Origin of the sequence: Gordonia neofelifaecis NRRL B-59395, from assembly GCF_000192435.1 — a bacterium.
Lineage (GTDB): Bacteria > Actinomycetota > Actinomycetes > Mycobacteriales > Mycobacteriaceae > Gordonia > Gordonia neofelifaecis.
Window position 1 is genome coordinate 132271 of record NZ_AEUD01000011.1, and the last position, 14862, is coordinate 147132.

At 69.3% G+C, this 14862-nt stretch carries 13 protein-coding genes; 9 read left to right on the forward strand and 4 right to left on the reverse strand.

Features of this window, described 5'->3' with window-relative positions; translation table 11 throughout:
- Nucleotides 1–23 precede the first annotated feature (23 nt).
- The 6 genes from SCNU_RS13345 (at nucleotide 24) to SCNU_RS13370 (ending at nucleotide 5250) form a co-directional block, all read left to right on the forward strand.
- The gene (locus SCNU_RS13345) at nucleotides 24–989 is read left to right on the forward strand and encodes an ABC transporter substrate-binding protein (RefSeq protein ID WP_009679907.1); all 966 of its coding nucleotides are present in this window, start codon (nucleotides 24–26) and stop codon (nucleotides 987–989) included.
- Nucleotides 989–2029: a FecCD family ABC transporter permease gene (locus tag SCNU_RS13350; RefSeq protein WP_009679908.1), complete on the forward strand. Its 1041-nt coding sequence runs from the start codon at nucleotides 989–991 to the stop codon at nucleotides 2027–2029. Before SCNU_RS13345 ends, SCNU_RS13350 begins: the two co-directional genes overlap by 1 nt.
- Nucleotides 2026–2841 carry an ABC transporter ATP-binding protein gene (locus SCNU_RS13355; RefSeq protein WP_009679909.1) on the forward strand — a complete coding sequence of 272 codons (816 nt, stop codon included), beginning with the start codon at nucleotides 2026–2028 and terminating at the stop codon, nucleotides 2839–2841. Before SCNU_RS13350 ends, SCNU_RS13355 begins: the two co-directional genes overlap by 4 nt.
- The gene (locus SCNU_RS13360; RefSeq protein ID WP_009679910.1) at nucleotides 2838–3572 is read left to right on the forward strand and encodes a (2Fe-2S) ferredoxin domain-containing protein; all 735 of its coding nucleotides are present in this window, start codon (nucleotides 2838–2840) and stop codon (nucleotides 3570–3572) included. Before SCNU_RS13355 ends, SCNU_RS13360 begins: the two co-directional genes overlap by 4 nt.
- A gap of 85 nt (nucleotides 3573–3657) precedes the next feature.
- Entirely contained in the window at nucleotides 3658–4362 is a 705-nt protein-coding gene (locus SCNU_RS13365; RefSeq protein WP_009679911.1) for a hypothetical protein, read from the forward strand.
- 159 nt (nucleotides 4363–4521) lie between these two features.
- Complete coding sequence (locus SCNU_RS13370; RefSeq protein WP_009679912.1) at nucleotides 4522–5250, forward strand: hypothetical protein; 729 nt, start codon at nucleotides 4522–4524, stop codon at nucleotides 5248–5250.
- 70 nt (nucleotides 5251–5320) lie between these two features.
- On the opposite strand, the gene gdhA is transcribed toward SCNU_RS13370, so the two are convergent.
- Nucleotides 5321–6664 (reverse strand): NADP-specific glutamate dehydrogenase, encoded by a 1344-nt coding sequence (gdhA, locus tag SCNU_RS13375; RefSeq protein ID WP_009679913.1) that lies wholly within the window; start codon nucleotides 6662–6664, stop codon nucleotides 5321–5323.
- A gap of 222 nt (nucleotides 6665–6886) precedes the next feature.
- Nucleotides 6887–7564 (reverse strand): MspA family porin, encoded by a 678-nt coding sequence (locus SCNU_RS13380; RefSeq protein WP_009679914.1) that lies wholly within the window; start codon nucleotides 7562–7564, stop codon nucleotides 6887–6889.
- Between the two features lie 221 nt (nucleotides 7565–7785).
- Here SCNU_RS13380 and SCNU_RS13385 point away from each other — a divergent pair, with 221 nt between their 5' ends.
- The gene (locus SCNU_RS13385) at nucleotides 7786–11532 is read left to right on the forward strand and encodes an nSTAND1 domain-containing NTPase (protein ID WP_009679915.1); all 3747 of its coding nucleotides are present in this window, start codon (nucleotides 7786–7788) and stop codon (nucleotides 11530–11532) included.
- A 159-nt stretch (nucleotides 11533–11691) separates the two neighbouring features.
- Here the strand turns inward: SCNU_RS13385 and SCNU_RS13390 are convergent, their stop codons facing one another.
- Complete coding sequence (locus tag SCNU_RS13390) at nucleotides 11692–12171, reverse strand: TY-Chap domain-containing protein (RefSeq protein ID WP_009679916.1); 480 nt, start codon at nucleotides 12169–12171, stop codon at nucleotides 11692–11694.
- A 58-nt stretch (nucleotides 12172–12229) separates the two neighbouring features.
- Nucleotides 12230–12805, reverse strand: a complete 576-nt coding sequence (locus tag SCNU_RS13395; RefSeq protein ID WP_009679917.1) for a DUF2812 domain-containing protein — start codon at nucleotides 12803–12805, stop codon at nucleotides 12230–12232.
- Between the two features lie 194 nt (nucleotides 12806–12999).
- Here SCNU_RS13395 and SCNU_RS13400 point away from each other — a divergent pair, with 194 nt between their 5' ends.
- Both SCNU_RS13400 and SCNU_RS13405 read left to right on the forward strand, forming a co-directional pair.
- Nucleotides 13000–14157: an N-acetylglucosamine-6-phosphate deacetylase gene (locus SCNU_RS13400; protein ID WP_009679918.1), complete on the forward strand. Its 1158-nt coding sequence runs from the start codon at nucleotides 13000–13002 to the stop codon at nucleotides 14155–14157.
- A 129-nt stretch (nucleotides 14158–14286) separates the two neighbouring features.
- Nucleotides 14287–14862: a Rho termination factor N-terminal domain-containing protein gene (locus SCNU_RS13405; protein ID WP_009679919.1), complete on the forward strand. Its 576-nt coding sequence runs from the start codon at nucleotides 14287–14289 to the stop codon at nucleotides 14860–14862.

Genomic DNA, 14862 nt, shown 5'->3' on the forward strand with positions numbered 1-14862 from the left:
GAGTATCTGGAAGGGGGGTCGCTTTGCGCACCCTGAACAATACGGCGGTCCTGGCATGCGCCGCGATCGTCCTCACCGTCTCAGCCTGCTCCGACAGCAGTTCCGAGGCCGATCCCGCCGGCGGCGCGATCAGTCTGCAGAACTGCGGACGCACCGTCTCGATGAAGCAGCCGGCGACAGCGGCGATCACCGTCAACCAGGGCGCCACCGAGTCCGCGCTCGCCGTCGGCGCAGGCGGCCGGCTGGCCGGTACCGCGTATCTCGACAGTGCGATCGCTCCCCAGTGGGCCGACGCGTACGCCGAGGTCCCGGTGCTCTCGGACAAGTACCCGACGCGCGAGGCGGTTCTCGAGAAGCATCCGGACCTGGTGGCGGCGTCGTACAGCAGCGCTTTCACCGACAAGACCCTGGGAACACAGCAGTCGTTCGCCGACCTCGGCGTGGCCACCTACGTCTCGCCGTTCGCGTGCGAGGACGCCTCGACGCGGCCGAAGTCGTCGTGGGACGCGGTGGCGGGTGAGAACAGTGACTACGGTGTCCTGTTCGGCCGCACCGCCGAGGCGGACGAGGTGAACGCCCGGATGCGGGCGACGCTCGCCGATCTGACGGCCAGATCGACCGGCGCGGGCAAGACGGTCCTGTGGTGGGACTCGGCGACGGACAAGCCTTACGTCGGCGCGGGGCAGGGCGGGCCGCAACTGGTCATCGAGGCGACCGGCGCGAAGAACATCTTCGCCGACGTCCCCGGCAACTGGGCCGACGCCGGCTGGGAGTCGGTGCTGAAAGCCGACCCGGACATGATCGTGCTGGTCGACGCCGACTGGGACACCGCGGAGGCGAAGAAGAAGTACCTGGAGTCCGACCCCGCACTGAAGGATCTGAAGGCTGTCGGGACGGGTTCATTCGTGGTCATCCCGTTCGCGGAGGGCACGCCGGGGCCGCGACTGATCGACGGCGCGACGAAGCTGTCCGACGCGTTCGCGAAGTAATGCGCGAACGGCTGCGCGGGACGCCGGTCTCGATCCTCTGGCTGGTCGGACTCACCGTTCTGCTCCTGCTCAGCATGATGGTCGGCGTCGCGATCGGGTCGGCGGACCTCTCGCTCGCGACGGTGGTGCGGGCGATCGGCAGCAGTGTCGGGATCGGTACCTCCGACGTGATCGACGAGAACATCGTCGTCCAGCTACGACTGCCGCGAGTGGTCGGCGCCGCCCTCGTCGGCGCCGGACTGGCGGTGTGCGGTGCCGTGCTGCAAACGCTGACCGGAAACCAGCTGGCCGACCCGTACATCCTCGGCATGTCGGGCGGTGCGTCGCTCGGCGCGGTGGTCGTGCTGAGCACCGGACTCGGTCTGGGCACGATGGCGGGCGGATCGGTCGTCTCGCTCGCCGCGTTCATCGGGTCGCTCGGCGCACTCCTCCTGGTGTTCGGCATCGCCGTCACCCGCGGCGGCGCGCTGCTGCCCGGCAGGCTCATCCTCGCCGGTGTCGCGGTGGGCCAGCTCGCCTCGGCGCTCAGCTCGGCGCTGGTCTACTTCGGGCCGCACGGGACCGCGGAGCGGGTGATGTACTGGTCCCTCGGCTCGGTGTCGGGAATCCGCTGGAACAGCCTGACGATCACCGCGATCGTGACGACCGTGACCGTCGCCGCGGTGCTCGCTCATTCGCGGACCCTCGACGCCTTCGCGTTCGGCGAGCGCGCTGCGGCGAGCCTCGGCACGCACGTCGCGCGCACTCGCTGGACCCTGTACACACTGGTCTCGCTGTGCACGGCGGTCCTGGTGGCGCTGGCGGGGATCGTCGGCTTCGTCGGCCTGGTGGTCCCGCACATGGTGCGATTCCTGGTCGGGCCGCTGCACTACCGAGTCCTTCCGATGACCGTCGTCGCCGGAGCCCTCGTCGTGGTCTGGGCCGACATCATCGCCCGCAGCGTGATGCCCGATCGAGAGCTGCCGCTCAGCCTGGTCACGTCGGTGATCGGTGTTCCAGCGTTCATCTATCTCCTGCGCAGGCAGCGGGGGACCGAATGACCGCGGCGTCCGACGGCGCTCCCGGCATCGAGATCCACGGCGTCGACTTCGTACGCGGCGGCGAACACATCCTCCGCGATGTCACGGCGGTCGCACCGGCGGGCCGGTTCACCGGGGTGATCGGGCCGAACGGCTCGGGCAAGTCGACGCTGCTGTCGATGGTCATGCGCTGGCAGCGGCCGGATTCCGGCCGGGTCCTGCTCGGTGGGCGCGACGTCCACGACATCCGTCGACGCGACTTCGCGCGGATGGTCGCCGAGGTCGAGCAGCATTCGGCGACCGTCCTGGAACTGACGGTGGAGCAGATCGTCGAACTCGGAACGATCCCGAACGCCTCGGGGTGGGGGAGACCTCTCGGTGAGGCCTCGGCCGACGTCGACGACGCCCTCCGGACCCTCGGCATCGAGGACCTGCGCCTGCGAGCCTGGCAGACCCTGTCGGGCGGCGAGCGGCAGAAGGTGCAGATGGCGCGGGCGCTCGCCCAGCGACCGCAGGTGCTGGTGCTCGACGAGCCGACCAACCATCTCGACGTCGCGGCGGGGCTGCACCTCCTGGACGTCGCCTGCGGGCTCGGCCTGACGGTTCTGGCGGCCGTGCACGACCTCCAGTTGGCGGCGATGTACTGCGACCGGCTCATCGTGCTCGACGACGGCCGGGTGCACGCGGTGGGGACGCCCGACGAAGTCCTGACGCCCGAGCTACTCGCCGAGGTGTACGGCCTCGACGCCCAGGTGATGAGACACCCGGTCACCGGCGGTCCGCTGATCGTGATGTGCGGCGTGGCCGATGATTCGGAGAGGGGACAGCGATGATTGAGGCGGATTGGGTGATCGTCACCGCGCCGACCGACCGGGGCGCGGATCCAGCGGTCGTGCTGGAGCCCGCACTCGCCGTCCTGGCGGCGCGGCATCAGGCCGTGACGTTCCGGTCGGCGGTGCTGGGCGGCGGCTCGTCAACGGTGACCGAAGTGCTCGACGACGCGGTCCGCGCCGGTGCGGCCTCCGTGATGGTCCTCAGCGGGCAGACGCTCGCCGACCGGAGGATGGACGCCTGGTTCCGACGGGTCATCGGACACTGGCTGCGGCAGCAGCCGGCCGGGACCGCACCCGAAGTCCGCATCGGCGGCTCGCTCGCCGATGCGGAGAGATACGCGGACCTCGTCGAAGACGTCGCCGTTCACGGCGGCGCCGCGGCCCGCGATACGACCGCCCCGCTCGCGTGCCGGGCGTGGGAGCAGATCCCGGCCTTCTCCCGGCACGTGCTGGTCTGCCGTGGGCCGCGATGCTCCGCGAACGGTGCCCCTGAGACGCAGGCGGCGCTCACCGATGCGCTCGAGGCGCAGGCCCTCGGCGACGACGACGTGCTCGTCACCCTCACCGGATGCCTGTTCCCGTGCTCGCAGGCCCCGGTGGTCGCGGTGTATCCGGACGGCGTCTGGTACGCCGGGCTCACCGCGGACCGCGTGGCGACGGTGGTCGAACAGCATCTGGTGGGCGGCGAACCGATCCGCGGATGGATCGGCGAGCGTGCCTCGCGCCCGTGACTCGCGGACACCGGTCCGTGCGCGCAGACCCGCAGAGCACCAGCCAAGTACATTCAGTACCGAAGACTTCGGCCGAAGGAGACACATGGCGAGCAGGGCGATCCGGACGTCGGGCGCGATGGTGTCGGCAGCCGCGGTGCTCGCGCTCGCCGTCGGATGCAGCGATGCCGATGCGGTCAGTCCCGAGCAGCAGCGGGCCGTCGACGTGACGTTGACCCAGGCCGACCTGCCCGCAGGTTTCCACGCCGCGAAGCTCGGCAAGGACGAACTCCAGCAGATGACCGACCAGCTCGTCGACTCCACGAAGAAGGCACAGGTCACGCCGGCGAACTGTGTGGCTCCGGGAGCGATGGTCAAGAAGATCGACACGGCGACCGTCGGAGTGATGGCAGCGACGAACGCCGAGGTCGCGGTCAGCGAGTCGGTGCAGTTCGCGGACGACGTCGACGGCGGCGTGGACCTGCGAACCGCGCGCCGCGAGGTCACCGGCGACTGCGGCACGGTGCACGTCGCCGTGACGGCCGGACCGGTCAAGGGATCCGACATCGACGTCACGTACTCGGTGCTCGACCTACCGAGGGGCCGGGCCGACGACGTGCTCGTCGTCGAGAGCCGCAGTCGCACCGTCAACGGCTCCAAATCGGGTTCGATGGATCTTCTCGTCGGCAACGCCCTGGTCGACGGCTACCTGGTCACCGTTCAGATGAGTCCCATCGACGGGTCGGGCGGCTTGGACCGCGCGGCGTTCGCAGACGTCTTCGCGAAAGCCGTCGCCAAGGCCGCGAAGTGAGGTCGGAATCGGTGCCGCTCGGCTGAGCGGTGAACTCGGAATCCGAGCCGAATCCGGCGGCGCCCATTCGGATGGACGACTCCGGTGTGAGCGCCGCGTCCGGCATCGGTCAGGATTGTCCCGTCGATTGAGAAACGTAGATAGGGACGACGACACGTGATGACAATCAAGAGGATCGCCGGAGCGGCGGTGGCGGCCGGTGCCGCGGCGACGCTCATCGCCGGATGCAGTTCGACCGACGACGGCGCGCCCGTGCCCGGGACGCAGACGACGACCGCATCGGCGGTGGACGCGACCAAGGCGCCCACCCTCATCATCGGCAAGGCAGACCTCCCGGCCGGATACCAGGTGATGGACGTGCCGAAGGATCAGATCCAGAAGGTCTCCGAGTCGATCCTGAGCTCCACCAAGAGCGCGAAGGTGACGCCGTCGAACTGCATGCAGCTCAGCGCCTTCCCGGACAAGATCGACGTCGGCAAGACGGGCTTCATCGTCGCGATGAAGTCTACGTCGGTACTCGCCGAGACGGTGTCGGTCGTCGACAGCTCGATCGACGACTACCGGAAGGCGGTGACCGGCGACTGCGCGAACCTGAACATCGAGATCACCGAGGGCCAGGCGGCGGGTGCCAAGGGCGTCGTCGTGTCGAAGATCGTCGACGCGCCGAAGACCAGCGCCGACGAGGCGATCGTGGTGCAGCAGAACTCGACCATCACGTTCCAGGGAACCAAGACCAAGACCTCGATGATCATCGGCTATGCGATGGTCAACGGCTACCTGGTGAGCGTTCAGGCCAGTGAGGCGGCCCCGGGCGCGACGCCGGACCTCGCGGCGTTCAACAAGGTGTTCGCCAAGTCGGTCGACAAGGTGGCGCAGAAGACGGCGTAGGCCGCGTTGCGAATGACGCAGAAGGCCCGCCGCGGTTTCCCGCGGCGGGCCTTCTCGTCGAGGCGTCGGCTCAGATGACGCCCAATGCGTTCATCGCGTCGGCGACCTTGACGAAGCCGGCGACGTTGGCGCCGAGGGTGTAGTTGCCCGGCTCGTTGTATTCGTCAGCGGTCTCCAGGCAGTTCTGGTGCAGGGTGCGCATGATCGAGCTCAGGCGCTCCTCGGCGTACTCGAAGCTCCAGGAGTCACGCGAGGCGTTCTGCTGCATCTCCAGCGCGGAGGTGGCGACACCGCCCGCGTTGGCGGCCTTACCCGGCGCGAAGCCGACACCGGCGGCCAGGAGGACCTTGGTGGCGTCCGGCGTGGTCGGCATGTTGGCGCCCTCGGCGACGATCTTGCAGCCGTTGCGGACCAGCGCCTCGGCATCCTTCTCGTCCAGCTCGTTCTGGGTGGCGCAGGGCAGCGCGATGTCGGCCGGAACCTGCCAGAGTGTGCCCTCGGTGACCAGACGCGCTCCGCCGCCGCGCAGCTCGACGTACTCGCTCAGGCGGGCGCGACGGACCTGCTTGACCTCCTTGAGGACCTCCAGGTCGATGCCGTTCTCGTCGACGACGTAGCCCGACGAGTCCGAGCAGGCGATGACCTTGCCGCCGAGCTGGTGGATCTTCTCGATGGCGTAGGTCGCGACGTTGCCCGAACCGGACACGAGCACCTTCTTGCCGTCGAAGCTGTCGCCCTTGGCCTTCAGCATCTCGTCGACGAAGAAGACTGCGCCGTAGCCGGTGGCCTCCGGGCGGACCTGCGAGCCGCCCCACGACAGGCCCTTGCCGGTCAGGACGCCCGACTCGTAGCGGTTGGTGATGCGCTTGTACTGACCGAACAGGTAGCCGATCTCGCGGCCGCCGACGCCGATGTCGCCGGCGGGGACGTCGGTGTACTCGCCGATGTGGCGGTACAGCTCGGTCATGAATGACTGGCAGAAACGCATGACCTCGAGGTCGGAGCGGCCCTTGGGGTCGAAGTCCGAGCCGCCCTTGCCGCCGCCGATGGGCAGGCCGGTGAGGGCGTTCTTGAAGATCTGCTCGAAGCCGAGGAACTTGACGATCGAGAGGTTCACCGACGGGTGGAAGCGCAGGCCGCCCTTGTACGGGCCGAGGGCCGAGTTGAACTCGACGCGGAAACCGCGGTTGATCTGGACCTGGCCCGAGTCGTCGATCCACGGCACGCGGAAGATGATCTGACGCTCCGGCTCGCACATGCGGGTCAGGACGTCCTGGTACTCCGGGTGCTTGAGCATGACGGGGCTCAGCGACTCGAAGACTTCCTGAACGGCCTGGTGGAACTCGGGCTCACCGGGGTTGCGGTTGATCACGGTGTCATAGCAACCCTGGAGATCGCTGTCCCATGCAGTCATGTGTAGTACTCCCAACTGGTGCGTTTGCACGAGCTGGGCTCGGCGCGCACCGCAAAATTTCGGTCCACTGGGCCAATTTCCGTGAGTCACTCTAGCCGCGCGCGTGCGATCGACAGAAACTGGACGGCTGTTTCGTGGGTTTGACCACAGTGTTAAGTGTCGATTACAAGCCGACGGGACCGGTGCGCGAGGCACCGGTCCCGTCGCCGTTGAGACGTCCGATCAGATCCGGCTCGTCGTGCCGTAGGCGTAGTAGACGTACACGCCGGTCTCGGTGGTCACCGAGATCTTGGTGAACGGCCGCACCGAGATGGGGCCGATCGCGTTGGTCGCGTGGAGTTCGACGCCGGAGAGCACGATGTCGGCGGTCGGCTTGGTGAGCGCGATCTTCGCGAGCGAGACGGTGGTGATCTTTCCGGCCCCGACCTCGAACTCGAGGTCGGCGGCGGGGATGATCGTCGACTCGGCGCCGAGCTCGGTGCCGATCTCGCCGACCGAGCCGCCGCCGCCCGTGCCGGACACCGAGACGTTCGGGTTGATCTTGGCGTTGACGCCGCCGCTGAGCTTCAGGTCCGGGGTGTGCGCGGTGATCTTGACGCCGCCGGGAGCGATCGAGACGGGGTAGCCGATCTGGTAGCCGACTTCGAGGGTCGCGCTGACCTTCTTGCCCTTGATTCCGGTGAGCGCGGCGTGCACGTCCGACGACAGCAGGGCCTCGGCGGAGGTCGGCGATCCGTCGAGCGGCGGGATCTTCTTCGCCGACAGCTGGCTGGTCGCCAGGTCGATGGTGACGCCCTCGCGGGTGTGATGGGTGGCCGCGGACGCGGTGGCGGGCAGCAGTGCGGCGGTCGCGAAGAACGCGGCCAGCACGGCGATCAATGTGGACAGACGCTTGGTCATTCTGGAAACCCCGACGGTAGATGGGAAGGGCGACGCCCGGGTGGCGTGCACCTACCAAACTAGGAACGCGAATGTGGAAGAACTAATGAAATCCGCCGAATATGAAGGATCTATGCAGGTCAACGGCTTGTACGGGTTTTCCGTTCCGGAGAAATCCGGAGGGTTGTCCGGTCGGAGGGTCGTCTCCGGCGGCCGCATCGCCCCTCGGATAATCTCTCTGAGTGACCTCTACGCCGCCGGAGAGCGAGTTCGGTCCGGCGCTCGCGAGGCTCTTCGTTCAGGCCGGCAAGCCGACGTTGCGCGCCGCCTCCGAGGGCATGGCCAAGACGGGTCGGGGTGAGGCCACCCCGCAGCGGATCAGCGATTGGCGCAACGGCAGGCACGTGCCGCGCGACTTCAACACGGTGCTGCCGCTGATCATGTGGCTCAACCGCCGCGCGCTCGACGCGGGGGTCGCGGACCTGGTCTCCATGCCCGAGTGGCGGCGCCTCTGGCGCAGGCACCACGACCCGGTCTCGGGCGCGCGCCTCGACACGCCGTTCCCCGGACTGGCGTCGATGGTGGCGGGCGACCGTGACCGCTACTTCGGGCGAGACGACACGATCGCCGCGCTCGTCGACCTGCTCGGCGAGGCGCGGGAATCGGCGGGCAACCGGATCGTCGTCGTCACGGGAGTGTCGGGCGCGGGCAAGTCGTCGCTGCTCGGTGCGGGACTCGCGCGTGCCGCCGAACCGTGGAACGCGCCCGTGCGGCTCCGCGTCAGCGCCGACGGGCTCGCCGGGGAGCCGGTGCCGACCGGCACCGATCTGGTGGTCGTGGATCAGTTCGAAGAGACCTTCGCCCTGGAGGACGAGGCGCAGCGCAGGCGAGTCCTCGACGACGTCGAGAAGCTGTCGGACGCCGGGAGCGTGGTGGTGCTCGGCATCCGCGCCGACTTCTTCGGCGCCTGCGTCGAGATCCCGCTGCTGGCGCAGGCGTGGCAGGACCGCTCGATGATCCTCTCCGAGATGTCCGACGACCAGCTGCGGCAGGTGATCGTCGAACCCGTGCGGATGGCCGGCGGCCGGATCGACGACGGTCTCGCCGACCTGATGATCGACGACCTGCACCAGGCCTCGACCGAAGGCGACCGAGCGGGCCGACTGCCGCTCCTGGCCCACGCACTGCAGGTGATGTGGACGCGGCGCAGCGGCAACCGTCTCACCGTCGGTTCGTATCGGGCAGCGGGCGGGATCACCTCGGCGCTCGCCGACACCGCCGAGCAGACGTGGGCGGCGCTCGATCCGGCCGATCACGAGGAGGCACGTGCCCTGCTCCTGGCGCTGATGCAGTTCGGGCCCCGCCGGACGCCGATGCGGACCGTCGTCTCGCCCGCCGAACTGCGCGAGCGGTTCCCGGACTCGGCGGCCCGGATCGTCGATGCGTTCGCCGATGCGCGACTGCTGACCGTCAGCGCCGATTCGGTGGCCTTCATCCACGAGGCGGTGATGTCGTCGTGGCCGCGGATGGCCGACTGGATCGCCGAAGACGCCGATCTCATCCAATGGATGCAGCAACTGGCCGTCGACACCGGAACGTGGATCGCCGGTGACCGCCGCACCGACTACCTGTACAGCGGTGCGCGGCTCGCGACGTCGCAGGCGAATCGGGCCGAACTCGGCGAACACCGGCAGGTACTGCTGCCCGCCGGAGCGGCCGACTTCCTCGACGCCGCGGCTCGTCAGCGGCGTCTGCGCAAACGAGTCCGGTTCGCCTCCATCGCGCTGGTGATCGTGCTCGGCTTGGCGTCGGCGATCACCGCGGTCATCGCGACGCGGCAGGCCTCGGATCTGGCCCGCCAGCGCAACAGTGCCGAACACGCCGCGGTCATGTCGAGCATCGACGGGCTGATCACCTCGGATCCGTCACTGGCAGCACGCATGCTGGCGGTCGCCGACCTCCGGTACCCGGACGATGCGCAGATCCGCAGCGGCGTGCTGGCGGCCTACACCTCGCCGCTCGCGCGATCGCTGACCGGCCACACCGGTGCCGTCTACGACGTGGTGTTCTCCGATGACGGACGACTGCTGGCCACGGCGAGCAATGATCGGACGGTGCGGCTCTGGCGCCGCACCGACGATGCACCCGAACCCTTCCGGGCGGTCGCGACGCTCCACGGTTTCGGCTCGTTCGTGACCTCGGTGACCATCGACCGGACCGGACGACTGCTGGCCGCGGCGAGCGGCGACGGCACGGTTCGTCTGTGGAACATCACGAATCCGATGGCACCGGTGCCGGTCTCGGTCCTGCGGCCCGGTCGGGGCGCCGCCTACCTCACGCGGTTCAGCCCGAGCGGCAGACATCTGGCCGCGTCGTCGGACGACGGCACGGTGACCGTCTACCGCGTCGAAGGCGATCGTCCGCCGGCGCAGACGGCGGTGCTGCGCGGCCACACGGGATCGGTCCGATCGCTCGCGTTCAATGCGGCGGGCACCGTCCTGGCCACCGGCGGCGAGGATCAGACCGTCCGTCTCTGGACGGCGGCCGACAGCGACAGTCCGCAACCCGCGGGTGAGCCGCTGCGCGGTTTCCCGAGCATCACGCACGCCTTGGCGTTCATGGCGGGCGACACGGTGCTCGCGGTCACCGGTGACAGTGCGAACGTTCAGCTGTGGAATGTCGCCGACCCGGCGGCCCCGCGTCCGGACAACACGTCGCTGGCCGGTGTCACGTCGGGCTCATGGTCGATCGCGGCGGATCCCACGCGCCCGCTCCTCGCCCGAGCGGGCAGCGACGGGATCGTAGACGTCTGGAATACGACGTCGATCTCCGATCCGCTTCCGCTGTGGGAGCTTCAGCGGTCGGTGGCGCCGGGTGCGGTGCGGATGGTGAGTACCGAGTTCAGCCCGGACGGACGTGAACTGGTGGTCGGCCGTTCCGACGGCGGCGTCGACCTGTGGACCCTGCCGCCCGGTCTGTTGCCGGATCGAGGCTCGCCGATCAGTGGGCTCGACGAGGGCGCGTCGGGCAGCCGGATGGTGACGGTGGGCTCCGACGCGCGGATGAACGTCTGGACCAGGGACGAGACCGGCTGGCATCAGCGGTCCAGTACGGAGATCGATCGGCGGGCCAACAACAGGCCGCGCGTGGTCGTCTCCGCGGACGGGTCGTCGGCGGCCACCGCCAACAACAACGGCGGGCTCGTGGAGCTGTGGGATCTGGCCGATCCCGAGCATCCGCGTCGGTCAGGGGAGATCCGCGTCGGGACGCGGTACACCAACGAGATCGCCTTCGCGCCGAACGGGCGTGAGCTGGCGACGGGCCTCGACGATCGCCGCGTCCAGCGTTGGGACGTATCCGATCCGGCAGCTCCGAGGCCGGTGGGCGAGGTCCTCTCCGGGCCCGGCGACCTGATCCGCAGCGTGAACTATTCGACGGACGGCACCCGTGTCGTCGTCGCGTCCGACGACGGCAACGCCTACCTGTACGCCCTGCCCGGTGGTGCTCCGGTCGTGCTGCCCATGGGCGAACAGGCGACGGCGGCCGTGTTCACGCGCGGCGACCGCATCGTCGTCGCGGCCGGTGATCTCGCGGTCTGGCGCATCGGCGCCGACGGCCGTCCGGAGGTGGTCAGCCGCGCTCGCGGCGTGCACGCTGTCACGATCGGCCGCCTCGGCGACCGCCTGCTCATCGGCACCGGAACGCGCGAAGTGACCGACTATCGGGTAGGCGACGACGGCACGCTGGTACGGGGCACCACCATCTCGCCCGTTCTCGGTGGCTCGCGCAGCGTCTCGAACTGGGTGCTGCCCGCCGACGCCGGTGCGGGTCCGCAGTACCCGGTGGCCGGTGACGGCACCGGGGTCGTCTACCTCCAGACCACCGACCGCACCGAGGCCCTCGGGTGGATCTGCCGGACCACCGATCCGCTCAGTCCGGCGGAGCGGGATCGCTACCTCGGCCGCCTATCCGCCGACGACGGCTGCTGACGTCCCGGCCTCCCGGCTGTCGGCCCCGTATCGCTGGTCGGACCCCTCGCCGGTTGAGCCGGACCGGAGCGCAGCGGAGGTCCGTGTCGAAACCCGGTGACCTGCGCTGGAGCGAGGCGATCGCGACTGGAACGAGGCGGCCCTGATACGAGTCGAGGGTCAGCGCATCTTCGGCTCACGCGCGGCGGCGTGGGGAGTGATGAACGTGCGCAGGACATCGTCGTTGTCGGAGACCAGGTAACTCGGATCGGGGACGCCCCACACCTCACGGAGCGCGTACTGGGCGCACATCGCCGCGGCGTCCACCCGGCGCTGCGCGAACTCGCGGATGCACGTCCCGTCGCGCAGGGATCGCCACCCGTCCGCGATCAGCATGTCGATGCGATCCTGGTCCTCGGGTCCATACGGGTAGAGGTCGCAGTCGGCGACGGTGAGCCGGAGCCGATTGTTCCCCGTGTGCGTGAAGACGATCGTCGGCTGCGGCCCGAACATCTCGGTCCACAGAGCGTAGACGGTGATCGGGTGGCCGCTGCGCAGCCTGTCCAGTTGATCGGCGAGTTCGCAGCGGAAGCGAACCCACACCCGATCGATCGCCGCGTCGAACGCGGACTCGGAGAAGACGTCGGATGCATCGGCCATCGTGACCTCCTGAGCGGATGGCCCCACGGTAACAGCGGATACCGACAGATCGGGGGAGTCAGACGCTGATTCTCGCCCGTTCGTCGGCTTCGACGGCCTTCGACGACGCGCTGCTGCCGGATGACCGCAGCGCGACCGCGCCGCTGCAGGCGATCAGTCCGACGATCCCGGCGGCCACCGCGGGTGCCCAGAGGCCGGCGGGCGAGAGCGACTCGAAGGTCACCAGCCCGGCCAGCGCACCGAGGACGGCGGCCAGTGCGAATGCCACGGCGGCGAACACTCCCAGGCCGATGCCGAGCAGCGATGCGCGCCGGTCGAGGTCCTCGCCGATGAAACCGGTCGGGCGTGCGCCGCGGTACGGCCGGCTCCAGATGTGGAAGTCGGCGGCGTTCCCGACGTGTTCCCAGCCCTGAGCCTCGCGGAAGCGGAAGTAGTCGATCGGTGCGGGGACCGAGCGACGTTCGACCGCGTACCGCACGGTCGCCGGGGCCGAATCGGTGAACTTCATCCGCACCGGGCTCCACCGCGAGTAACCGGTGAGGATCCGACCGTCGGCGGCCTGGTCCTCCAGCCAGAGTTCGAGGTCGGTGGGTGACGGGTGACGGAACGGAACGAACCACGACGAGGAGCTCATCGGAACCTCCAGAGGAGAACGGCATGAGTGAACTTATGTCTCCACGGTCCGCGCGGATCCGCACCCGGTCAAGGGATTTGAGACTGAACTCACGATCCGTCTCTCCCGGCTGTTTGGGGGACGAATCGTCGGACCGCGGGGATACACTCCGAACCGACGGGAGCCTGCCCGTCGGCCCCGCGGAAGGAACTGCCGTGAGTGACACGACCATCGTCGCGGCCGGTGTCGTCGTCGCCGACGGCGTCGTCCATCGCCCGGGCTGGGTCGAGCAGTCCGGCGGGCGGATCATCGGTGTGGGGGCGGGGAGTCCACCCAGGCCCGCCGACTCCGACCACCCCCGCGGACTCCTGGTGCCCGGCTTCGTCGACATGCACGTGCATGGCGGGGGTGGGGCGTCGTACACCGACGGCATCGACGAGCAGGTCCGCGCGGCGGCCGCCTTTCACCGGACTCACGGCACCACGACGACGGTGACCAGCACCGTCAGCGCGACTCGCGCGGACTTGCGGGCCATCGTCCCGCGGCTTCGGGAGCTGGTCGTCGAGGGCGTCAGCGCCGGCATTCATCTCGAGGGGCCCTGGATCAGCCACGCCCGATGCGGCGCACACGACCCCGGTGCGCTGCGGAACCCCGAATCGTCCGAGATCGACGAGATCCTCGATCTCGCCGACGGCACCGTCGCGATGGTGACGCTCGCTCCAGAGCTGCCCGGTGCGATGGATGCGGTCGACAGGTTGGTCGCCGCGGGGGTCACCGTCGCGGTGGGGCACACCGACGCGACGTACGACCAGGTGCGCGAGGCGATCGAGCGCGGCGCTCGCGTCGCGACGCACCTCTTCAACGCGATGGCCCCCCTCGGGCATCGGGAGCCGGGACCGCCGCTGGCGCTCATGGAGGATCCGCGAGTGGTGGTCGAGCTCGTCGGAGACGGGGTGCATCTGCACCCCGCAGTCGTCCGGGACGTCCAGCGGGCGGTCGGATTCGACCGCGCCGCGCTGGTCACCGACGCGATGGTCGCCACCGGAATGCCCGACGGCGCGTACCGTCTCGGTTCGCTCGATGTGACCGTCGACGCCGGCGTCGCCCGGGTAGCCGAGACCGGTGCGATCGCGGGCAGCACCGCGACGATGGACCGGTTGTTCGCGCGTACCGTCGCAGGTCTCTCGGCAGGTGCCGGGAACGGCGGTGCACCGTCCGACGACGTGCTGATCGGCGCCGCGGCGATGACGGCGGGCAACCCGGCGCGAGTGCTGCGCCGACCCGACATCGGCGTCCTGGCGGTCGGGCGGCGCGCCGATCTGGTGGTGCTCGACGAGGACTTCCGCGTGGCCGAAGTCCTCTCGGGCGGCTGAACGCCGGGCACTTCGCCGCGTTCGATGCGTCACCAGTAGTCGCTCAGTCGTCTTTTCTCACAGTAGGGTCACAATTGACCCGGTCGGGCACTCCGGCTGGAGCCACGGACTTATGGGAGGACACCAGTGATGAGTGGCAAGAAGAGCCTGATCAAGCGACTCGAGAAAGAGGTCAAGCGCCTCTCCGGCGAAGTGGTGGCGCTCCGCGACACGGTGCTCGCGCGTTCGCCGCTTCTGCCGAAGAAGGACGAGGCGCCGGCGGCGCCCTCGACTCCGGCCAAGCCTGCTGCCGAAAAGCCCGTTCCGGCAAAGGAATCCGCACCGAAGGTGGCTCCGACTCCGGGTGCCTCGAAGCCCGCTGCTGCCTCGAAGCCTGCCGCGAAGGCGCCCGTCGCGAAGCCTGCCGCGTCGAAGCCTGCTACCTCGAAGCCGACCGCGTCGAAGCCCGCGGCCGCCAAGCCTGCTGCCCCGGCGAAGGCCTCGGCGGCCGAGTCTGCGGCCGAGAAGTCAAGCAAGACAACGGCTGCCGCCGCGAAGCCGGCCGCCTCGAAGCCCGCTGCAGCCAAGCCCGCCGCGTCGAAGCCCGCCGGGAAGTCGGGCAACGCGTCGAAGACGGTCGCGGATCTGCGAGCCGACGCCAAGGCCGCGGGAATCAAGGGATACTCGACGATGAAGAAAGCAGAACTCATCGCCGCTCTCGGCTGA